Origin of the sequence: Vibrio owensii CAIM 1854 = LMG 25443 (genome assembly GCF_000817815.1) — a bacterium.
GTDB lineage: Bacteria > Pseudomonadota > Gammaproteobacteria > Enterobacterales > Vibrionaceae > Vibrio > Vibrio owensii.
The window spans coordinates 69,101-86,500 of record NZ_JPRD01000057.1; the positions used below are offsets into that span (position 1 = coordinate 69,101).

Genomic DNA, 17,400 nt, shown 5'->3' on the forward strand with positions numbered 1-17,400 from the left:
CGTTCTGAACAAAGAGACGGTTGTGAATCTTTGAGTTACCTTTCTCCGAATGCAACGCTGATGTTGGTGTAGATTGGCTTCCAAAGGTATTGAAACACCGACTTCTCGCCCGTCGTGATATCTACCTCCCCCGTCATGCCGGGAAGGATAGAAAAGCTTTCAGGGTTACCGCGGAAGTATGGCGTTTCAATCGATACTACGACTTCATAATAGATCTCGCCTCTTTCACTTTGACTGGTGGTTGGCGAAATGCTTTCAACCTCCCCTTTCAACGCCCCGAAGCGACTGTAATCAAATGCGTCGATCTTGATTCGAGTCGGCTGTCCCACGTTCACAAAGCCAATATCTCTTGGTGATAAACGCGCCTTAAAATCGGCTTGGCCACCAACAGGGACGATTTCTACGACTGTACCACCGGGCTGAATAACACCACCGTTCTGTGTGCTTGGTAAACTTTGTACTAAGCCTTGTAATGGCGATACCAACAAGGTGTTCGTCAATTTTGCTTGGCTTGAACGCACTCTTGCGTTCAGTGCCGATAAATCAGATACCGCTTTAGAACGATCATCGCTCACTTTTGCTTTCGCTTCAGCGAGAAGTTGTTCAATCTTCTGCTCATTACTGTCCGCTTGCTTAATCAGAACCGACTTTTTGCCATGAGCCTCTTCAATTTTTTGTTCTATACTGGCCAGCTTTTGGCGCATTTCAAGTACACGCAAACGTGAGATGTTTCCCGCTTTGTAACCTCTTTCCAATATATTCAATTCTTGCTTGGTTGCAGTAAGTTCTTTCTCGTAGCTAGGTAACGATTTTTCTACACTGCGAAGCTGCTCAGCGATCTGCTCACTGTCCTTTTCAAGAACTATACGCTTTTGAAAATACAGTCCTTTCTGAGCATTCAACTGCGCTTTTTGTTGGCTAACGATCTCTGGATAATCAATTTCAAACTCCCCAAAATTCGGTTCACGGTTATCCAATAAAGCGTTCATACGTTCGATACTCGCAAGCAAGGTTACTTGTTGAGATTTCAACTCTTCTAATGCCGTGCGCTGGAAGGTAGCATCAAACTCAACAAGCGGCTGCCCTTTCTCAACCAGTTGACCTTCTTTAACGAGAATTTGCTTTAACTTACCGCCAATGGCGCTTTGCAATACTTGCTTTTCCCCTTCAGGAATCACCGCACCCTTTGCTTTTGCGATTTCATCCACTTGAGTGACCACAGACCAAGTGACAAAAGCAACGACACACAAGGCGACCGACCACGTAGCCAATGCCAATGTACGAGTAGTGGTTTGTGATTCCACAAGTTCACCGTAGCGTCTGCTCGTCTCGATAGGTTGTTTAGCCATTAGCGACTCCTTGCTTAGACTCTGCTTTTTCTTGTGATAACTGCTGCTCTTGAATTGCTTGAGGCTCTGTAGGCTGTTCCAGCGGACCAGCATAAACCACGGCCCCCTCATCTAGTACTACGACTTTATCAGCAAGCTTAATCAAATCAGGATCATGCGAAGTATAGATCACCGTCGCTTTCCCTCTTTTTGAACTCACAAACTCACCAAATACGCGCTTGGCGTTTGGATGACCATCAGGCACTGGGTTATCCATTAAGAACAAGGGGTAGTCATACACCAACGCTTTTGCATCAATTAGGATTTGAGCAACAGTGCCTGACAACATGTCAAAAATGCTATCCGGTTGAATACTACTGATCGATGTATCCAACCCATCAGCCAAAGTTGAGAGCCATCGCTGTCCACCGACCATCTCAATCGCAGAAATCATTTTCTGCTCTTCTACTTTATGTCCATCATTTAGCCATTCTCGAATACTCAGCGTAAGCAAATCTGGATAGGCAGCGCGAATGAAGCACCAATGGCGGTAGAGCTGCGGGTCATATTGCGCAAGGTTAACGCCTTCAAGCTCAACCATACCGTTTTGTATAGGCTGCAAACCAGATAACACTTCAATGAGTGTTGATTTACCGCTTCCAGAAGGACCAGTGATCGCCACCACATCACCGGAGTCAATATCAAAGCTCACTCCATTTAAAGCGGGACGACTCTGCTTTGGGTACCGTAACGTAACTTGAGTTAACTTCAAATTAGGCGCAATCTTCGGCAACGGATGATGCTGGTAGCTAAACTCACGCTCAGAAGGCTGAGACAAAATACGGTTCACCTGCAATTTGGATTGATTAAAGCTATTAAAACGCATCGCACTGTTAGCCAATACCTGTGCTGGTCCCGTTACTTTTGATATCAACATCATTGAAGCAATCAAACCACCAGGGGTCATTACTTGCTCAAATATAAGCCCAATGCCTAACCCCATCACAGCTAATGTCGAACCCACACCAATGAAATAATAAATAGAGGTATATCGACTCTGATGGACCGATTGATTGAATGCCACCGTAGAAGCCAGAAGATTGGCCTTCTTAAAGCGCTGAATCCAGTGTTCTGATAAACCAGCACTACGAATAAAAGCCAGCTTAGATGACAACTCATTAATCATATTTTGACGATTAGTGCCCGCAACTGTCGACTGCATCGAGCGCTTGCTGCTTGAACGTATCGAACGTTTTGCTAACAAGTAGTAAAGAATCAAAGAAACAATTGGTACCAGCACTAGCCACCCACCCAATACCCCTATTGCAAGCACAAAAATAACAATAAAAGGCAGATCAAAAAGCGCATTTCCAAGTGGTCCTGATAACACACCGGAGATACGTTCGGACAACATGACTTGATTTTGTTGGCTAGAAGACGCCGTTTGCTGATTCTGAGCATAACTATTTCTTAAAAGGCGCTGAACAAGAGACTGAGATATCTCACGACTTACTCGGTTAGATACCGAAGCAAAAACTCGACTGCGCAATGTTCTTAACCACCCCATCATCACAAACAACAGGGCAGCACCAATAGCAATACCTTGTAGCTCATGTCCTGCATCCCCACCGATAACGTGGTCGTAGATCGACATCGTTATAAATGGTACGGCAAGTGCGAATAAATTGGTGATAAAGCTGACTAGAAGCAATTTAGGAATGATAGCGCGAAACGCATGTAATCGGTTTCCTACCCAGTCCGGAGAGGGCTTCTCCAATGGAGCTCCCTCTATAACGATACAAAATTGTGGAACGACGGAGATGTCGTCATTGGCATCAGAAGAGATAAACTGCTTCGACTCTACATGTCCTGAGAGCAATTCATTTTCACCAAGAACTAGCAAGACTAATTTGTGTTCACCAACTTCATCAAGATTGGCAACCAGCCGATATGGCAAAGCAAGCCTATCAAACATCGCGAACATTTCGTCTAATGACTCTATACCGTTCTCCTCAACCCATTGGTGTGCAAACAACTGGATATTCGCGTTCACTTCCAACTGCCTGAGAATAGAGAGGCTTTCCCTTTCCAAATGGTTCAACGCATCTCGTCGAGCACTTGTTTCTGAACAGTTACTAGCATCTAAACGGTTCATGCGAGTACCCCCTGTTGACTTACACCTTCTATGGTAATGGTTCTGCTTGCCAATTCGCGAAGTTTTTCATGATAGCTCACCATCAAAATGGTACGTCCGGCAGACACTTCTTCTTCTAATACTGTTACTAGACTCCCTAGGGTATCTAGATCAAGCGAAGCATCAGGTCTCTCTAACATGATTAAGGGCTTATCACTTGCTAGCTGAGTGGCGATATTAAGCATTTTAATGTTCCCCATACTCAACAAAGGGGCACTCGTATGTCCAATCTGTGTCTCTAACCCGTCAGGTAAACGAGTAATCTCTTTTGCTAATCCCAAGCGCTTTGCATAATCATTGGCGCTTTGTGTTCTCTCGGGATCAAAGCCACACAAGTTATCCAAGATAGTACCCGAAACCAATTGCCCTTTAACGCCACAATAGGCAGTAACGTTGGCTACTGATTCAATTGAGACGGCCTCCCCATTGATAAAGCATTCACCGGCCTTCAAATCGTCAATACCAGCAATAGAGGACAATAAATGGCTGTTGGTATGACGATCTATGCTCTCTAACAACACCAATTCACCCTTACTAAGGGTGACATCTAAATGAACAAGATCACCATACCTTTCGATGGTCGCATGCTTGATTTCTAGCGCTTTAAAGCCATCCTTATTGTCCAAACCAGAGGATGTAATTTGAGCTTTGTCTGAAACGGAAGAATTAGAAGCAGACGTGCTACTCAACTTTTCTATTGCTTGGTTAGCACTGTGTATAGAGTTAAGCTTGATACGAATGCCAACTAGAGCGCTTAAAGGTGCAACGGCCCTGCCCGATAAGATGGAACATGCCGCCAATCCACCTGTGGTTAATTCGCCATCCAACACCCACAAGCTACCAGTAATCACCAATAAAACTGAAGTCGCTAACGCTGCAAGCTGTATACATTCTTGGGCAAATGCATTCTGTTCTTCTTCTCTCGCTTTAGACTGAGAACGTACATTATTTAGCGACTTAAATTGATTAAAAATCCGAGATTCGACAGCCTGTCGCTTAATACCTTGGATGGTTTGACTGAGCAGAATCAAGAACGCTTTTCTCTCCTGCTCATCTTGCGAAGCGGCCTCGCTTAAACTTTTTACACGTATCGAAGATACCCAAACAACAGCGAGTGTCATGAGCCAAACTGCCAAAGGTATTGCCACTAACTCTCCACCGATATATGCCACCAAGGCTAGGAAAATCAATGCAAAAGGTAAATCAATAAATCCAGCAAGCAACCCTCCGGAATACCAGTCTTTGACCTTCGCAACTGAGCCTAATCCTTCCTCAACGCCACCAACCCCAAGTTGACGAAGATGCTCAGAAGAAGCCGTCGTGACCTTTTCAACCAAACTCTGATAGGTCGCATTCTCGGTATTACTAGCTGCTGCTGACAAAAGCCAAGTGCGCACAAACCGAATCAAAGCCTCCATACCAACGGCCAACGTTGCGCCTGTAAGCAGTAGAGTGGCAGTGCCATAGCTTTGGTTAGGGAGGATTCGGTCATATATTTGTAAAACAGTGAGAGGGACAGCCAGAGAGAGCAGATTTATCAACAAGGAGGGCATCAATACTTTACTGACTACCCGTTTGTTTTTTATCGTATCAGAGTGCATACCAATTCCTTTATTTTCCCTATGCAATAAGATTGGTACACAGTTTGATGATACGCAAGATAACAAGCTGAATTTAAAATAGAAAAACTAGGTCTATCACTCGTTTAATTTCGAATATATTTTTGAATGTCTACAGCATCAATTTGACTTGAAGCCATAAATTCAACAGCAAAGCGTTTATACACGCCAGAAGTAAGAAATAATTCGAACAAATCTCTATCTAGATGGTTGTCTTCCACCATAAAGCTCATAATTCGAATAGATTCCGACAATGACTTCGCCTTTTTGTAAGGTCGGTCAGCACTGGTTAGAGCCTCAAATACATCTGCGATTGCCATAATTTTTGCTGTAATTGGCATCTCTTCACCTTTGAGCCCCATTGGATAGCCAGTCCCATCTATTTTTTCATGGTGCCCACCAGCGATCTTTGACACATTACTCATGTGTTTTGGAAAAGGAAGAGACTCAAGGATCTTGATAGTTTGAATGATATGATCGTTAATGATGAACCTTTCCTCATTGGTCAGGGTTCCTCGTTGAATAGATAAGTTGTATACCTCGCCTAAATTAGCTTGGTGAACTGTAGGCTTCAGAGTAAATCGCTCTTCGTTGGTGGGAGGAAAATCCCAAGGGACTAGGTGTTCTGGGCGATCACTCAACAACGGCTCTTTAACTGGAAGTTCGTACTCTTCTGTATAGCGTTGCCTTTCAGCCCAAGAAATACCAATGGTATTATTTAGGGTTCTAGTCCAAGTTTTCGCTGCAATTTCATTTAGACGCTTAAGAGCTTCCTCATTAACAAACTCACTTCCTAGGTTGAGACTTGCAATAAACTCAAAGTCATCATCAATTTCTAAATGACGTTGCTTTAATCGTTCGTTAAACTCATCCGGCAGTTGGGCTATATTTTCCTTGAGTAAGCTTATTTCACTCTCCCTTTTTAGAACTTCAAAACGCATCCGTATCTCGTGAATACGATCATAAATAGTTTCTAGTTTCGTAGCCTTATCTACGACATATTCTGGTGTTGTTATCTTGCCACAATCGTGTAACCAGCTCGCCATGTTGAGTTCATCCCATTGTTTTGAAGTGAGATTAAAGTGGCGAAATATTTCGTTCTCAGATTCTTGTGCAGCCTGCGTTAACCATTGCGTAATGATTGGCACTCTTTGGCAATGATTCCCTGTGTACGGAGACTTTTTATCTAAAGATCCAGCAAATACTTGAATAAAGGAGTCTAACAATGCTTTTTGGTCATCAAGCATGTTGTGTGTTTCTATCGCAACTGATGTAAAACCTAACAACGTTTTTAGGTAGTCAGCATACTGTTCATAATGTTCTTCGGCTCTACCATTCTCATACAAAACACCAAAAGAACCGATGACCTCTCCTGAACGTGATGAAAGCGGTATACAAATAATTTCTCCGTTGTCTCCCTTATCCCATTGAAGATCAATTCGAGGAAGCTCGTTGACATTGAAAATAGCAGGTTTCTTTGCAATAAATATCTCTTGAATAAAACGACTTGCATCTGATACTGGCACATTCTTAGCTTGTAACTTGTCATCTTCAATACCTTCCCACCAGATGAACTTTGGAACTAAGCTTTTTGCCTCAACATCTAACAAGTAGAGAAATACGCCATTGGCGCCAACAGCGTGAGCAGTATCTCGACACACTAAACTAAGCATCTCGTCTAGGTTTTCTTGTCTCGCAATGTTGTTTGTTAGAGAAATAAACTGCTTGATCGTTTCTTGCGTCGACATTTGAGCATGATTGAGTTCATGAATTTCTCGAATTACACTATCGCCCAAAGAGGTATCATCAAACCTAAAGCGTTCTATTTCTAACGCTCTTTTTGTTACTCGTTGAATGGGCTTAGAAATATATGTGGATACCACATAAATAACTGGCAACATTAAAATAAGGATCAGGAGAGATGCATAAATCGTTTGTTTTTTGATGAGTAAACCAGTGTCAAATAAATCTGCAGTCTTGGTCGCCATTAACAGATGAATATGCTCACTGTTCAACGGCTTAATTGTGACAACCTTCCCAAGCCAACTCTCTCCATCAAATTCAAACTCCCCCAATACTCCTTCGCTCTGCTCTTTGTCTTCATCTAAGAGCTTTAGAAGCACATCGCTTTTCAAATCATCTATGGCAGGATTTTGGGGCTCATCCACACCTTGATTTGCAATCATGGCATAAATATCTCCCTCATCGTTATACAAAGCTCTCAACGATGAATTAGTCGATAGAGTGTCCTTTAAAGAGGACTGCAAGTCTTCCAATAACACTCCTGCAGTAACAACTGTGCCGCCAGGACTCCTCCTAAAAACCGTTATACCAAGCGAGTCTTTACCCAAAATATGTATCGGCTTAGATACCTTGTTCGAACTATTGGCAACCAAACTTTCCCAGTTTGGTGTATTGCTTAATAACGGAGCAACATCTAAGTCTACAGAATGAATTTCTAGAAATTCACTATCAAGCCCCTTTGTATACAGTGCTCCGCCTTTCTTTTGTATAAGTAAGTATCGAGTATTTGTGTCAATCGCTAAGTTCTGGCGTACCGTTTTATTTTCGAGGTGAATAACTCTAAATAAATCACCAGAAGGATAGTAGAAAGAATAGGAAATGATGTGTGGGAACTGTTCTAAGAGGTAAATGATCTTTGGCAATAACCGTTCTCTCTCGCCGAGAGTCATTGTTTTATCATTGTCATTGTGAGCAAAAGAACTTAACGCAGAGAAAGCAGTACTGTAATGGCTATTAAGTTTGTACCTTGTCTCAAGCTCAATACGATCAAACAGCTTACTGTTTGCTTCTAAAATAAGTGTGGAGAGACCTTTATTCGTAACAAAGATTTGAACGCCTGATGCGATAACAACAATGAAAAGGATTATCACCGTAAGGTGTATATGTATCGGTAGAGCCTTTGTACTTTTTTTCATTATTGTTTACCCAACTAGACGATCACCTGCTTATAAAACAATAGTATCTAATTGGATTAATAGTATATTTTCTTTGTTATCTCATGTCTCATAGGTCCGAGAGTACCACTCTCCTCATTTCTTCTTACGACAATTCCACACGATACATGTCGAGATGATAGACGAATGTGTTTTCTCTACTCCGCGTGATTGGAAACCGCCTGTAGAGAGTTAAACTATCATCCGTCTAACCAACCACAAGCTAACATCTAGACATGCATTTACCTTCATTTAACAAACTAACGTCACTACAATTCTATTGTCGAGTAGCTAGACAGGCCATTCGTTAATCCAACAATATGCTTACTCCACCACTCTAACGCCGCTCTTCTCTTCTCAAAGAACTTATTCCGATTATAGGCATCACGAACCCCATCTCGATCCGTATGTGATAGCAAAGCCTCAATTACGACAGATTCGAAATCCGTCCTTTCATATAGAATCGTACTTCCCAGAGATCGAGTACCATGAGATGTCATCTTCCCCGACAAGCCCAAGCGCTTAAACGCTGCATTGATCGTTTCGCTATGAACTGGCTTTTTTAATGAAGTTCTGGAAGGAAAAACATATTCACTACCGCGACTAAGGCTCTTGGCGGCTTTTAGTATCGAGATCACCTCTGGTGTCATTGGTATTTTGTGCATCAGCCTATTCTTCGCCCTTTCAGCTGGCAGATACCAAACTTTTTCCTCGAAAGAAAACTCTTCCCACCTAGCTCCTGTTGATTCATTGGAACGGGTCAATGTATGTAGCTGAAACTCAAACAATAACTTGTTTGCAGGTCGCATGGTAGATTGAACGACCATCGTCAGCAGAGTAGGAAGCTCTTTAATATCAATACAAGCGAAGTTGCCTCTCTTAGGCTTTTTAAACACATCACTCATAGAGCCAATAGGATTGTTGTGAATATAATCATTATTTACAGCAAAGTTCATGATACGACGAAATAAAGCAGTAGTCCGAACAACGGTTTCTAACTTACCTTTTCTCTCAAGAGGTCGCATTGCATCAATCCACATTGAAGCTCTAATCTCTTTGACTGGCACGTCACCGAGCTTGGGGTAGATATGTAAGTTTAGTTTTTGTCGGTAACCCTCAGCCGTTTTCTTGGCCACTCGACTAGCCGCAGTTTCTAACCACAACTCTCCGATTTTTCTTACCGTGTTGCAGGCTTGACGTTTTACTTCCAACTTCTTTTTTTTATGTTCGACTGCGAGATCTTTTCCCTGCGCTCTCAATTTGCGAAATTCTGCTGCTAGCTTTCTTGCTTCGAGTAGACTTACCTCTGGATATTTACCTAACCCTAGATTCGATCCTCGACCATCTGGTTTGGTAAATCTCAATTCCCATGCTTTTGTTCCGGACTTACGAACCGACAAATATAAACCTTGGCCATCATGAAAACGTTGCATCGTTTTTCCATTTGCAACCTTTGCTTTTTCGACGCCTTTCGCAGTCAATTTTGTGCGCATAACACCCTCACTTCTAATCAAAAATGTATAGATTTTTGGAAGCCAAATCTGGCTTTAGAGTTGATATACATTTTTCATGAAAAAGCTTTTTCATCCATACAGTTACCGAGAAGAGGATATCTTTCGATCTACTGAAGCGTACTGTGACTTTTTAACGAAAATGTATAACGGTGCCGGCAGGGATAAGTTAACTATACATTCCCTTATACGTCTAGGCGCTGGATTTTATTGAGAGATGTGGACATTATTGAGAGGTAAGAATTTGATTTTGATATAAAAAAAGACGTCCTAGGACGTCTTTTTTCATGAATGTGGCGGTGAGTGAGAGATTCGAACTCTCGATACGTTGCCGTATACACACTTTCCAGGCGTGCTCCTTCAGCCACTCGGACAACTCACCGAATCAAATTGTGGTTAGCATCATTGGCTAACGAGGCGCTAATTTAATGATTATGTGCCTGATGGTCAAGGCTAAACACGAAAAAAAGCGCCCTTTTGCGTTTGTTTGCTCACTATCTAGCTAAATTGCATAAAACAGGGGCAATTATGCTTCTTGATAGTAACCAGGAACGCGGAACCAACGGCGGCACTGATCGAGGAAGTAACCGTAAAGTACACCCATACCACAAGACACAACTGCGTTACTCGCTACTGCCGTGATGATTTGGTCAGTAGACGCGCCTACAGCTAACAAAATGCCCGCGTAGACTGGAGATTGGAACAATACGTACGCCACCAAGTCAGACACGTTCTTCATAAACGAAGAAGGTGACAGTTTGTTACCTTGGCGCAATACCCAATCACGGAACATACCGTAAGGCCATGCAATCGCGATGTTTACCGGGATAGACAACGTGCGTGATGCTAAAGACTGCTCAAACGTCATACCCGAAATCAAGATCTCGATAATCATCCCTGTGATAAAACAAAAAACCACCATAGCAAAGGTATCCGCTGCGGCATTGCGAATACAAAATGGTCCACGAGACTTCATTTACAACCTCTAAAATCAAATACCAATAAAAACGACATCTATAAAATCATTTACTGCATTTAAAACCACATAGCAGTCAATGGCGCTATTAGACCATAAGATTTTCAGTTTATGATTCCGTTATTAATTATCAGTTGTAAATTAATAACCAACTTTAAGGTTAAAAGTAGCAGCTTTCACCAGAATCAGTAAAAACCGCCTTGAATTGACCTAAAATGAAGTTTAAAAACGTAATTTATTTACCAACAAACGACTTAGCTCGCGCAAAAACACAAAAAACCAGAGGAATATCTGGTAAGTGAATTTCAAAAAGATCAGCTTATGCTACTTGGGAGAGTAAATTCAGAGTAAACGCGAAGTTTGTAAAGTTGGGAAGATGGAAAGAAGCCAAAAGTAGTGCAGACAAACGCCCGCACCACTTTGTCGAAATGAATAGACTATTGATCAGCGAGCAGCATAGTCAGTTTGTCGATATCTTCTTGTTCAGGAGCGAGCGCTTTACTTAAATAACCCTCGATACGCTGGATAACCTTGTTTAGCTCGTCTGAGACAGTTGGCTGTACACTCTCAAAAATATGAGAGAGCGTTGACATTGCCTGTTCCAAATTGTCGTCATCTAGCGCCATATAGAAGTTCAGCAGTAGTGCCTCTGCATTTTGTGGTTTAGGCTGCTCGTCACTCTTTTTATCTTGATACTGATAAAGCAATGAAGCGTGTCGGTACAAGGCATCATCAAGCTCAGATTCAACAATAGGTTTGGCAATAATATGGTTGGCACCCACGTCAAGCATGCGCTCTTGTGTCTCTTTGAATACATCGGCAGTACAACCAAAGATCAGCACAGAACTTGCCGGCGTATCCATAGAGCGAATGACGGCAATGGCACCCACTCCATCGAGCACTGGCATGTGGTTATCCATTAAGACCAAATCGAACTCTTGCTTTGTTACCTGTTCCACCGCTTGCTGCCCGTTCTCAACACAAACACACACAAAACCTTTCGACCGTAAGAAGGTCTCCATAATAATGGTGTTGGTGCGGTTATCTTCTACGATAAGCGCGCGTAATCCTTGGCAATCAAGCTTATGTGTATTGGTTGATTCCAAGATACCCGCTTCACACGGATTGAGTTCCAGTTCAACAACAAACTTGGTGCCAATGCACTCTTGGCTTTGTACTGTAATGCCTCCGCCCATATGTTCAGAAATTTGCTTCACAATCGCAAGCCCCAAACCTGTGCCGCCAAAACGTCGAGTCGTAGAAGACTCTGCTTGTTCAAACGGTCTGAAAATGCGCTTTTGCGCGTCTGGATTGATGCCGATACCGGTATCTTTCACACTGATGGTCAGCTTGGTTTTGTCTTTGTGTACATGCTCTGCCAACTCGACTTCGACAAAGCCTCGGTCTGTGAATTTCACAGCGTTGTTGAGCAAGTTAAATAACACTTGTCGCAAACGTGCTTTGTCATTGTTGTACCAACGACCTTCAGGCACATTCGAAATTATGCGGAATTGCAGACCTTTTTCAGCACATAAGGTGTGATAAACACTGTTGATACTGCCGAGGATCGATTCAATTGGGAAAGGCGTGTTATCCAGCTCAATGTGCCCCTGCTCGATCTTCGAATAATCAAGGATCTCATTGAGCAACGTCATCATATGGTCGCCTGAATCATACAAGGTGTTGAGATGCTTTCTTTGTTCATCCGTCAGTTGGGTCTTCAACAAGATTTGGGCGGTTCCCAGCACACCATTCATCGGTGTTCGAATTTCATGAGACAAAGTTGCTAGGAAAGCCGTTTTCGCATTGGTGGACGCTTGGGCTTTTACTCTCTCACGCTCAAGGTAAATGGTTTTCTCGTTGAACTTGGTGATCAGGTGGCCAATCTCGTCTTCACTGTCATAGGCAATATCGATGATGCCACCAGTTTTGGAGTCATCCACTTTCTGAGCGATACGTACGATGGGCTCAACGATGTATCGGTTTAACAGGTAGTAACCCACCAGCACACACAGAAGCAAAAATGGGATGATGCCGGTCTCGACACTCATTACCTGATTAAAGACTTGGTCAGATACTTTGACTTTCGCGTTGACCACGTCCATGCGCCAATCAAAACCACCAAAGCCTAACTGGCTAATGTATATGTCTTTGGTGAGTTGGAAGTTGTGCTCAATAACAACTTGGTCATCAGCATCACGAATCACAACGCCCAATGAGTATTGGTTAGTATGCTCACGAATGAACTGGAATAAGGCCTCTAAAGATAAGTCTACGGTTGCGACGCCAGCAAAAACGCCATCTTTATAGTAAGGCGCTGAAGCGGTGATCATCTGTACCTGAGTGAAGGTATCGATATACACGCCAGACCAACTGACTGATCCTGCGGGCTGGTTTACTACAGATTGGTACCAAGGCTCATTGTCGTAGCCACCGGATTCTGGGTTATTGTAAGAGTGAATTTGGTCAAGACTGCCGTTTTCATTCTTATTGAAAAACAAGCTCGTGTATTGCCAGCGTTCATCTTTAAGTATCGGTTTTGGCCATAAACCACCACTCACAATGATGTCGTCACTGACTGCGAGTAATTGTGGGATGGTATCTTGAAGTGAAATACTTGGCGTTGGTGTCTGCCCTAACCCCACTAAGCTATTCAAGAGTCCAACCGAACTCGTCAGAGGCCCTTCTATCTGTGAGGCAAGCAATTGGGTACGCAGATCCAGATTACGTTCGAGTTTTTCACGCACTGGAGGCTCAACCACAAGGTACACAACAGAACCAATGGTCGCGATGAAAAAGCACAAATAAAGCGTTAGGGCGAGAATGCTTTTTTTTCTGAGTGACGAACGAATTTCCATAGATGTAGACGAATCATTCCCTAATATCGATTTATCAATAATTGATTGGTAATATGAGCGCAACCAACCAGCCCATTAACAAATGGTATTCTATTTTGAAACTACAAGACATCCTTTCTCTTCCAGAACTTGATGGAAAACTACTAAACCTAGCGAAAACTCAAGGCTTTGTAACGTCTATGGCGTGTGCGCCAAACGTGTTGAATCCTCAAGAGTGGCTGCCATTCCTATGGGGCGGTGAAGAAACTGCACCTTTCTCTGATGGTGAGCAACTAGAACAGTACATTGATGAAATCGTTCAAATGTGGAACCAAACTCGCCCAGCACTTCTAGAAGGTGCGTGGCAATGGCCTGAAGGTTGCGAGCTAGATGATCAAGATATCGTGTCAGCAAACACTCGCGATTTCTGTGAAGGTGTACTTCAAGGCTGGCAAATTACTCGTGATGATTGGGAAAACTTAATGCCAGCAGATAGCGAAGACAGTGCTCTTCTAGGTGGTGTTCTGCTTTCTCTCACCATGCTTTACGATCCAGAAACGACTATCGCAACACTTGCAGAACAAGGTATGGAAGGTCTTGAGCAGTTTGAAGAAATCTTCAATGCGATGCCAATGATGCTTGGCGGCCTGACTCAACGCGGTGTTATGCTAGCAGAAGAAGAGTAAACGCTCTGCTCAGCTAAAACAGACGACATATTCTGAAAAAGCTCTCCACACCGGAGAGCTTTTTTGATCAATCAAGAATAACGTGAGGAATATAGCGCGCCATATCTTGAGTAACTAAACTGCTGTCTTCTCGAATCGAAATCCCCGCAGCTTTGTCATTCACGAGCCAACTGCCAATGAGCGTATGGCTTTGGCCAAACTTGGGTAGCGGATGATATTGCTGAACGATGTTTTGACTCGATTCGTACGGCCCAGGAGTTTTCACCAAACGCTGTCCATTTTTGACGATCTCTATGTTCGCGCCTTCGCGAGAAAACAGCGGCTTAATGACATAGTCTTTCAAACGGCTCGCTTTTGGATCGTTGGCAAAATATGCAGGCAGGAGATTAGGATGATTTGGAAAACGCTCCCAAAGCAACGGCAACAAGGCTTTATTGGAAAGAATCGACTTCCACATCGGCTCTAACCAGTTTACGCTGGATGTTGCTAAATACTGGCTGTATTCTTCTTCGAACATAAATTCCCAAGGATAGAGTTTAAACATCCAGCGAATCGCTCGGTCATCAGCATCCACAAACTGTCCGTCTTCTGTTACGCCAATGTCTTCAACAAAAACAAATGCGGTTGCTAGCCCTGCTTCACGAGCGCAATCTTCTAGATATTGCACTATGCCTTTGTCTTCTTCGGTGTATTTACAACAACTAAAGTGCAGCGTTTGTCCCGGTTGCAGTTTGGCAATGTCAGCGAAGCGCTCAATAAGGAAATCTTGCAGAATATTAAACTGATCCGCACTTTGGTGGATACGGCCTTTGTTGACGATATCTTCTAGCCACACCCACTGCCAAAAGCCAGTCTCAAACAGCGACGTTGGCGTATCTGCGTTGTTTTCTAATAACTTTGCAGGGGAGGAACCGTTGTACGCAAAGTCCATTCTCGAATAGAGAGAAGGTTCTCTTCGCTGCCAAGAAGAAGCAACTTGTGACCACATGGCTTCAGGAATGGCGCATTGAGTCAGTAATCGCTCACTTCTGACCACTTGATCCACGATTTCAAGGCACATTTGATGAAGCTCCTCTGTTGGCGCTTCAATATCTTGCTCTATTTGCGAAAGGGAAAACTGATAGTAAGCACTCTCATCCCAGTACGGTTGGTCATACATTGAATGAAAGCCAAAACCAAACTGGCGTGCCAATTCACGCCAGTTTTCTCTTTCTTGTATTTCTCGTCGAAACATCGTTGTTAAGCGCCACGGCTCACTGATACCGCTTTGCCAAATCCGCCTCGGGACATGGCACGGCCAATCGTACCGCCGCCTCGCTTGTTTAGGTTACTTGTCGCGACTTTGGTGGATTGATTACGGTAAGAACCGTAGAACTGCCCTGCACCGTTGTAATACTTAGACTTGTAGCGATACATCGGCTCTGAGTAATAGCTTTTGTTGTATCCACTCAAACCACTCACTGCGCGGCTGAAAAAGTAGCCCCCCACAAACGGTACGTAAGAACGGTGGCGTGAGCTGTAATAACAATCGTCTTCGTAGAAATCGTCTTCACATTCGAACTCATTGTTGTAGCGCGGTGCGTTTTCTTCCGCTCTCGCCATTGCTTCTTGGTAAGCGATTTCACATTGTTCGCTGAACTCTGGCGCGTCCGATTTACATTCATCCGCATCGGCATAGATATAGCCTTCGGTTTTCGACTCATGCGTTGCCAGAAAAAAGATGCCACCAAAAGCGACGAATGGAATGATTCGTCCGACTTTAAAGCTTTTGTCCATTGAAGAACGTTTGACGTTAGAACTGCGTTTCATCGCTCCTCCTAATACGTCATACAAGCCGCGTTCAGCACGCCGACAGATACCGAAACAGCAGCCAGAACAATGCCCGCTGGTACTTCATCGTTCTCAATACGCTCTGAGACTTTTGGCAAAAGAATGAAGCGCACGATACCGAATGCGATGATCTGCGCGAGCATGGCTACTACGCCCCATACCATGAAGTCGACGATGTTGACTGAGTTAGTCGCAGCACCTGCAATCGCAAGACAGTAGCCTAGAAAAGCACCGCTTAATGCAACGGCAGCGGCAGTGTTCTTTTCTTCTTTGATCAAATGCCATTCATCGTATGGTGTCAGTTTGACGTAGATGAATTTGAACGCCAGTACGAAAATAATCGACACCGAAAAATAGAGAAGAAAGTTAGGGAAACCTGCCAACAGGTCGGCAATCATATGCATTATTTGTCCTTGTTCATGTCTGTCCAAGCGAAATCATCAATTCGCTCGTCGGCAATATAAAACAGTTTGGTGTTTGGCGGCACTTGAGCGCTAAGTTCAGGGTTGAGCTCAATACCACTGCCAAGATCGAAGGCGATCAACGTCGCTTGATGATGCTTCTTAATAAAACCAAAGATCGTTTCAACATTCGTGGTTGGTTGATCGTCAGGGTAAATCACAGAGTACTGAGTCATACCGCGTGTCGAAGCGAGTAACTCTTGGTGCAATGCACTGGAACCCGGATCCACTGCCGCTTTAGCAAGCATCTCTGCACCGACTGCAGGAATACACTCTGCTTTAGGACAATGCTGACTAAGTAAGCGACCCAAAGCATCATCTTTAAAATAGGCAAGTAAGTGTGCATCAGGATTCACAGAGGCACAATACAAGGCGGCTGAGAGCGTAATATCATCGGTGAGATTATCAACAATGATACAGTTGGCTCCGATGATATTGGCATTCTTCATCTCTTGCGCGTCGGTGTAACTGTTCACCTTGATAAAACCAATCTCACCCGGTAGTGGGTTTTCAATGTCTGAACGACTACACAAAACGATTGAACGTTTGCCGTGTTCTTCATGTTGCAACATACGGATCAGATGCATGGTACGTGCGCCATTCCAACCCAGTAATACGATATGGTTTTCCACTCTTACTCTCCGTTTCCCTAGTATGCCTGCTCGCCAATAATCAATAGCACCGCCCGCCACTCGTCCCAAAATGGCTGCAAATAAACTCAAACCACCCGGGATAATAAACAACACCACAATCCACTTACCCATATCACTTGAGGGTGATAAGTCGCCATAACCAACCGTTGAAGCAGTCACCATGAGGTAGTAAATGAAGTTAGAGAAGTTATCAGTCAGAGCATGCTCTCCGGCGAGAGTCAGCAACGACCATGAGATGGCAATGTATGCGCCACTAATGACGAGTAGGTTTCGGTTGCTCAATTTAAAAAGGTGAGCACTAAACCACTTTTTCAGTACTAGCCATACAGCCATAAGTGTCCGATTCCT

The 17,400-nt window shown here is 43.6% G+C and carries 12 protein-coding genes and 1 tRNA gene; 1 reads left to right on the plus strand and 12 read right to left on the minus strand.

Features of this window, described 5'->3' with window-relative positions:
• Positions 1–35: 35 nt before the first annotated feature.
• From H735_RS25660 to H735_RS25695, 8 genes are all read right to left on the minus strand, one after another.
• Positions 36–1,349 (minus strand): HlyD family type I secretion periplasmic adaptor subunit, encoded by a 1,314-nt coding sequence (locus H735_RS25660; RefSeq protein ID WP_020195638.1) that lies wholly within the window; start codon positions 1,347–1,349, stop codon positions 36–38.
• Positions 1,342–3,483: an ABC transporter transmembrane domain-containing protein gene (locus tag H735_RS25665; RefSeq protein WP_020195637.1), complete on the minus strand. Its 2,142-nt coding sequence runs from the start codon at positions 3,481–3,483 to the stop codon at positions 1,342–1,344. The genes H735_RS25660 and H735_RS25665 overlap by 8 nt, the downstream gene beginning before the upstream one ends.
• Positions 3,480–5,123: an ABC transporter transmembrane domain-containing protein gene (locus tag H735_RS25670; protein WP_020195636.1), complete on the minus strand. Its 1,644-nt coding sequence runs from the start codon at positions 5,121–5,123 to the stop codon at positions 3,480–3,482. The genes H735_RS25665 and H735_RS25670 overlap by 4 nt, the downstream gene beginning before the upstream one ends.
• Before the next feature lie 104 nt (positions 5,124–5,227).
• Entirely contained in the window at positions 5,228–8,080 is a 2,853-nt protein-coding gene (locus tag H735_RS25675) for an HD domain-containing phosphohydrolase (RefSeq protein WP_020195635.1), read from the minus strand.
• Between the two features lie 287 nt (positions 8,081–8,367).
• A complete protein-coding gene (locus H735_RS25680; protein WP_020195634.1) occupies positions 8,368–9,591 on the minus strand; it encodes a tyrosine-type recombinase/integrase in 1,224 nt (407 codons plus the stop codon).
• Positions 9,592–9,903: 312 nt separating this feature from the next.
• Positions 9,904–9,991: transfer RNA gene (locus H735_RS25685), tRNA-Ser, on the minus strand.
• A gap of 144 nt (positions 9,992–10,135) precedes the next feature.
• On the minus strand, positions 10,136–10,585 hold the full coding sequence (locus H735_RS25690) for an L-alanine exporter AlaE (RefSeq protein WP_005441741.1): 450 nt from the start codon (positions 10,583–10,585) through the stop codon (positions 10,136–10,138).
• A 437-nt stretch (positions 10,586–11,022) separates the two neighbouring features.
• Positions 11,023–13,443 carry a hybrid sensor histidine kinase/response regulator gene (locus H735_RS25695; RefSeq protein WP_020195633.1) on the minus strand — a complete coding sequence of 807 codons (2,421 nt, stop codon included), beginning with the start codon at positions 13,441–13,443 and terminating at the stop codon, positions 11,023–11,025.
• Positions 13,444–13,496: 53 nt separating this feature from the next.
• Between H735_RS25695 and H735_RS25700 the strand changes: the two genes are divergently transcribed.
• Positions 13,497–14,108, plus strand: coding sequence for a YecA/YgfB family protein (locus tag H735_RS25700; RefSeq protein WP_020195632.1), 612 nt, complete (start codon positions 13,497–13,499; stop codon positions 14,106–14,108).
• 67 nt (positions 14,109–14,175) lie between these two features.
• Here H735_RS25700 and H735_RS25705 read toward each other — a convergent pair whose 3' ends face one another.
• Genes H735_RS25705 through H735_RS25720 form a run of 4 tightly spaced genes read right to left on the minus strand, consistent with a single transcriptional unit; the run spans position 14,176 to position 17,385 of the window.
• A complete protein-coding gene (locus H735_RS25705; protein WP_020195631.1) occupies positions 14,176–15,342 on the minus strand; it encodes a glutathionylspermidine synthase family protein in 1,167 nt (388 codons plus the stop codon).
• 5 nt (positions 15,343–15,347) lie between these two features.
• Entirely contained in the window at positions 15,348–15,917 is a 570-nt protein-coding gene (locus H735_RS25710; protein WP_020195630.1) for a DUF1190 domain-containing protein, read from the minus strand.
• 8 nt (positions 15,918–15,925) lie between these two features.
• A complete protein-coding gene (locus H735_RS25715) occupies positions 15,926–16,342 on the minus strand; it encodes a DUF350 domain-containing protein (protein ID WP_005441732.1) in 417 nt (138 codons plus the stop codon).
• Positions 16,342–17,385 carry a potassium channel family protein gene (locus H735_RS25720; protein ID WP_020195629.1) on the minus strand — a complete coding sequence of 348 codons (1,044 nt, stop codon included), beginning with the start codon at positions 17,383–17,385 and terminating at the stop codon, positions 16,342–16,344. The genes H735_RS25715 and H735_RS25720 overlap by 1 nt, the downstream gene beginning before the upstream one ends.
• Between the last annotated feature and the right edge of the window lie 15 nt (positions 17,386–17,400).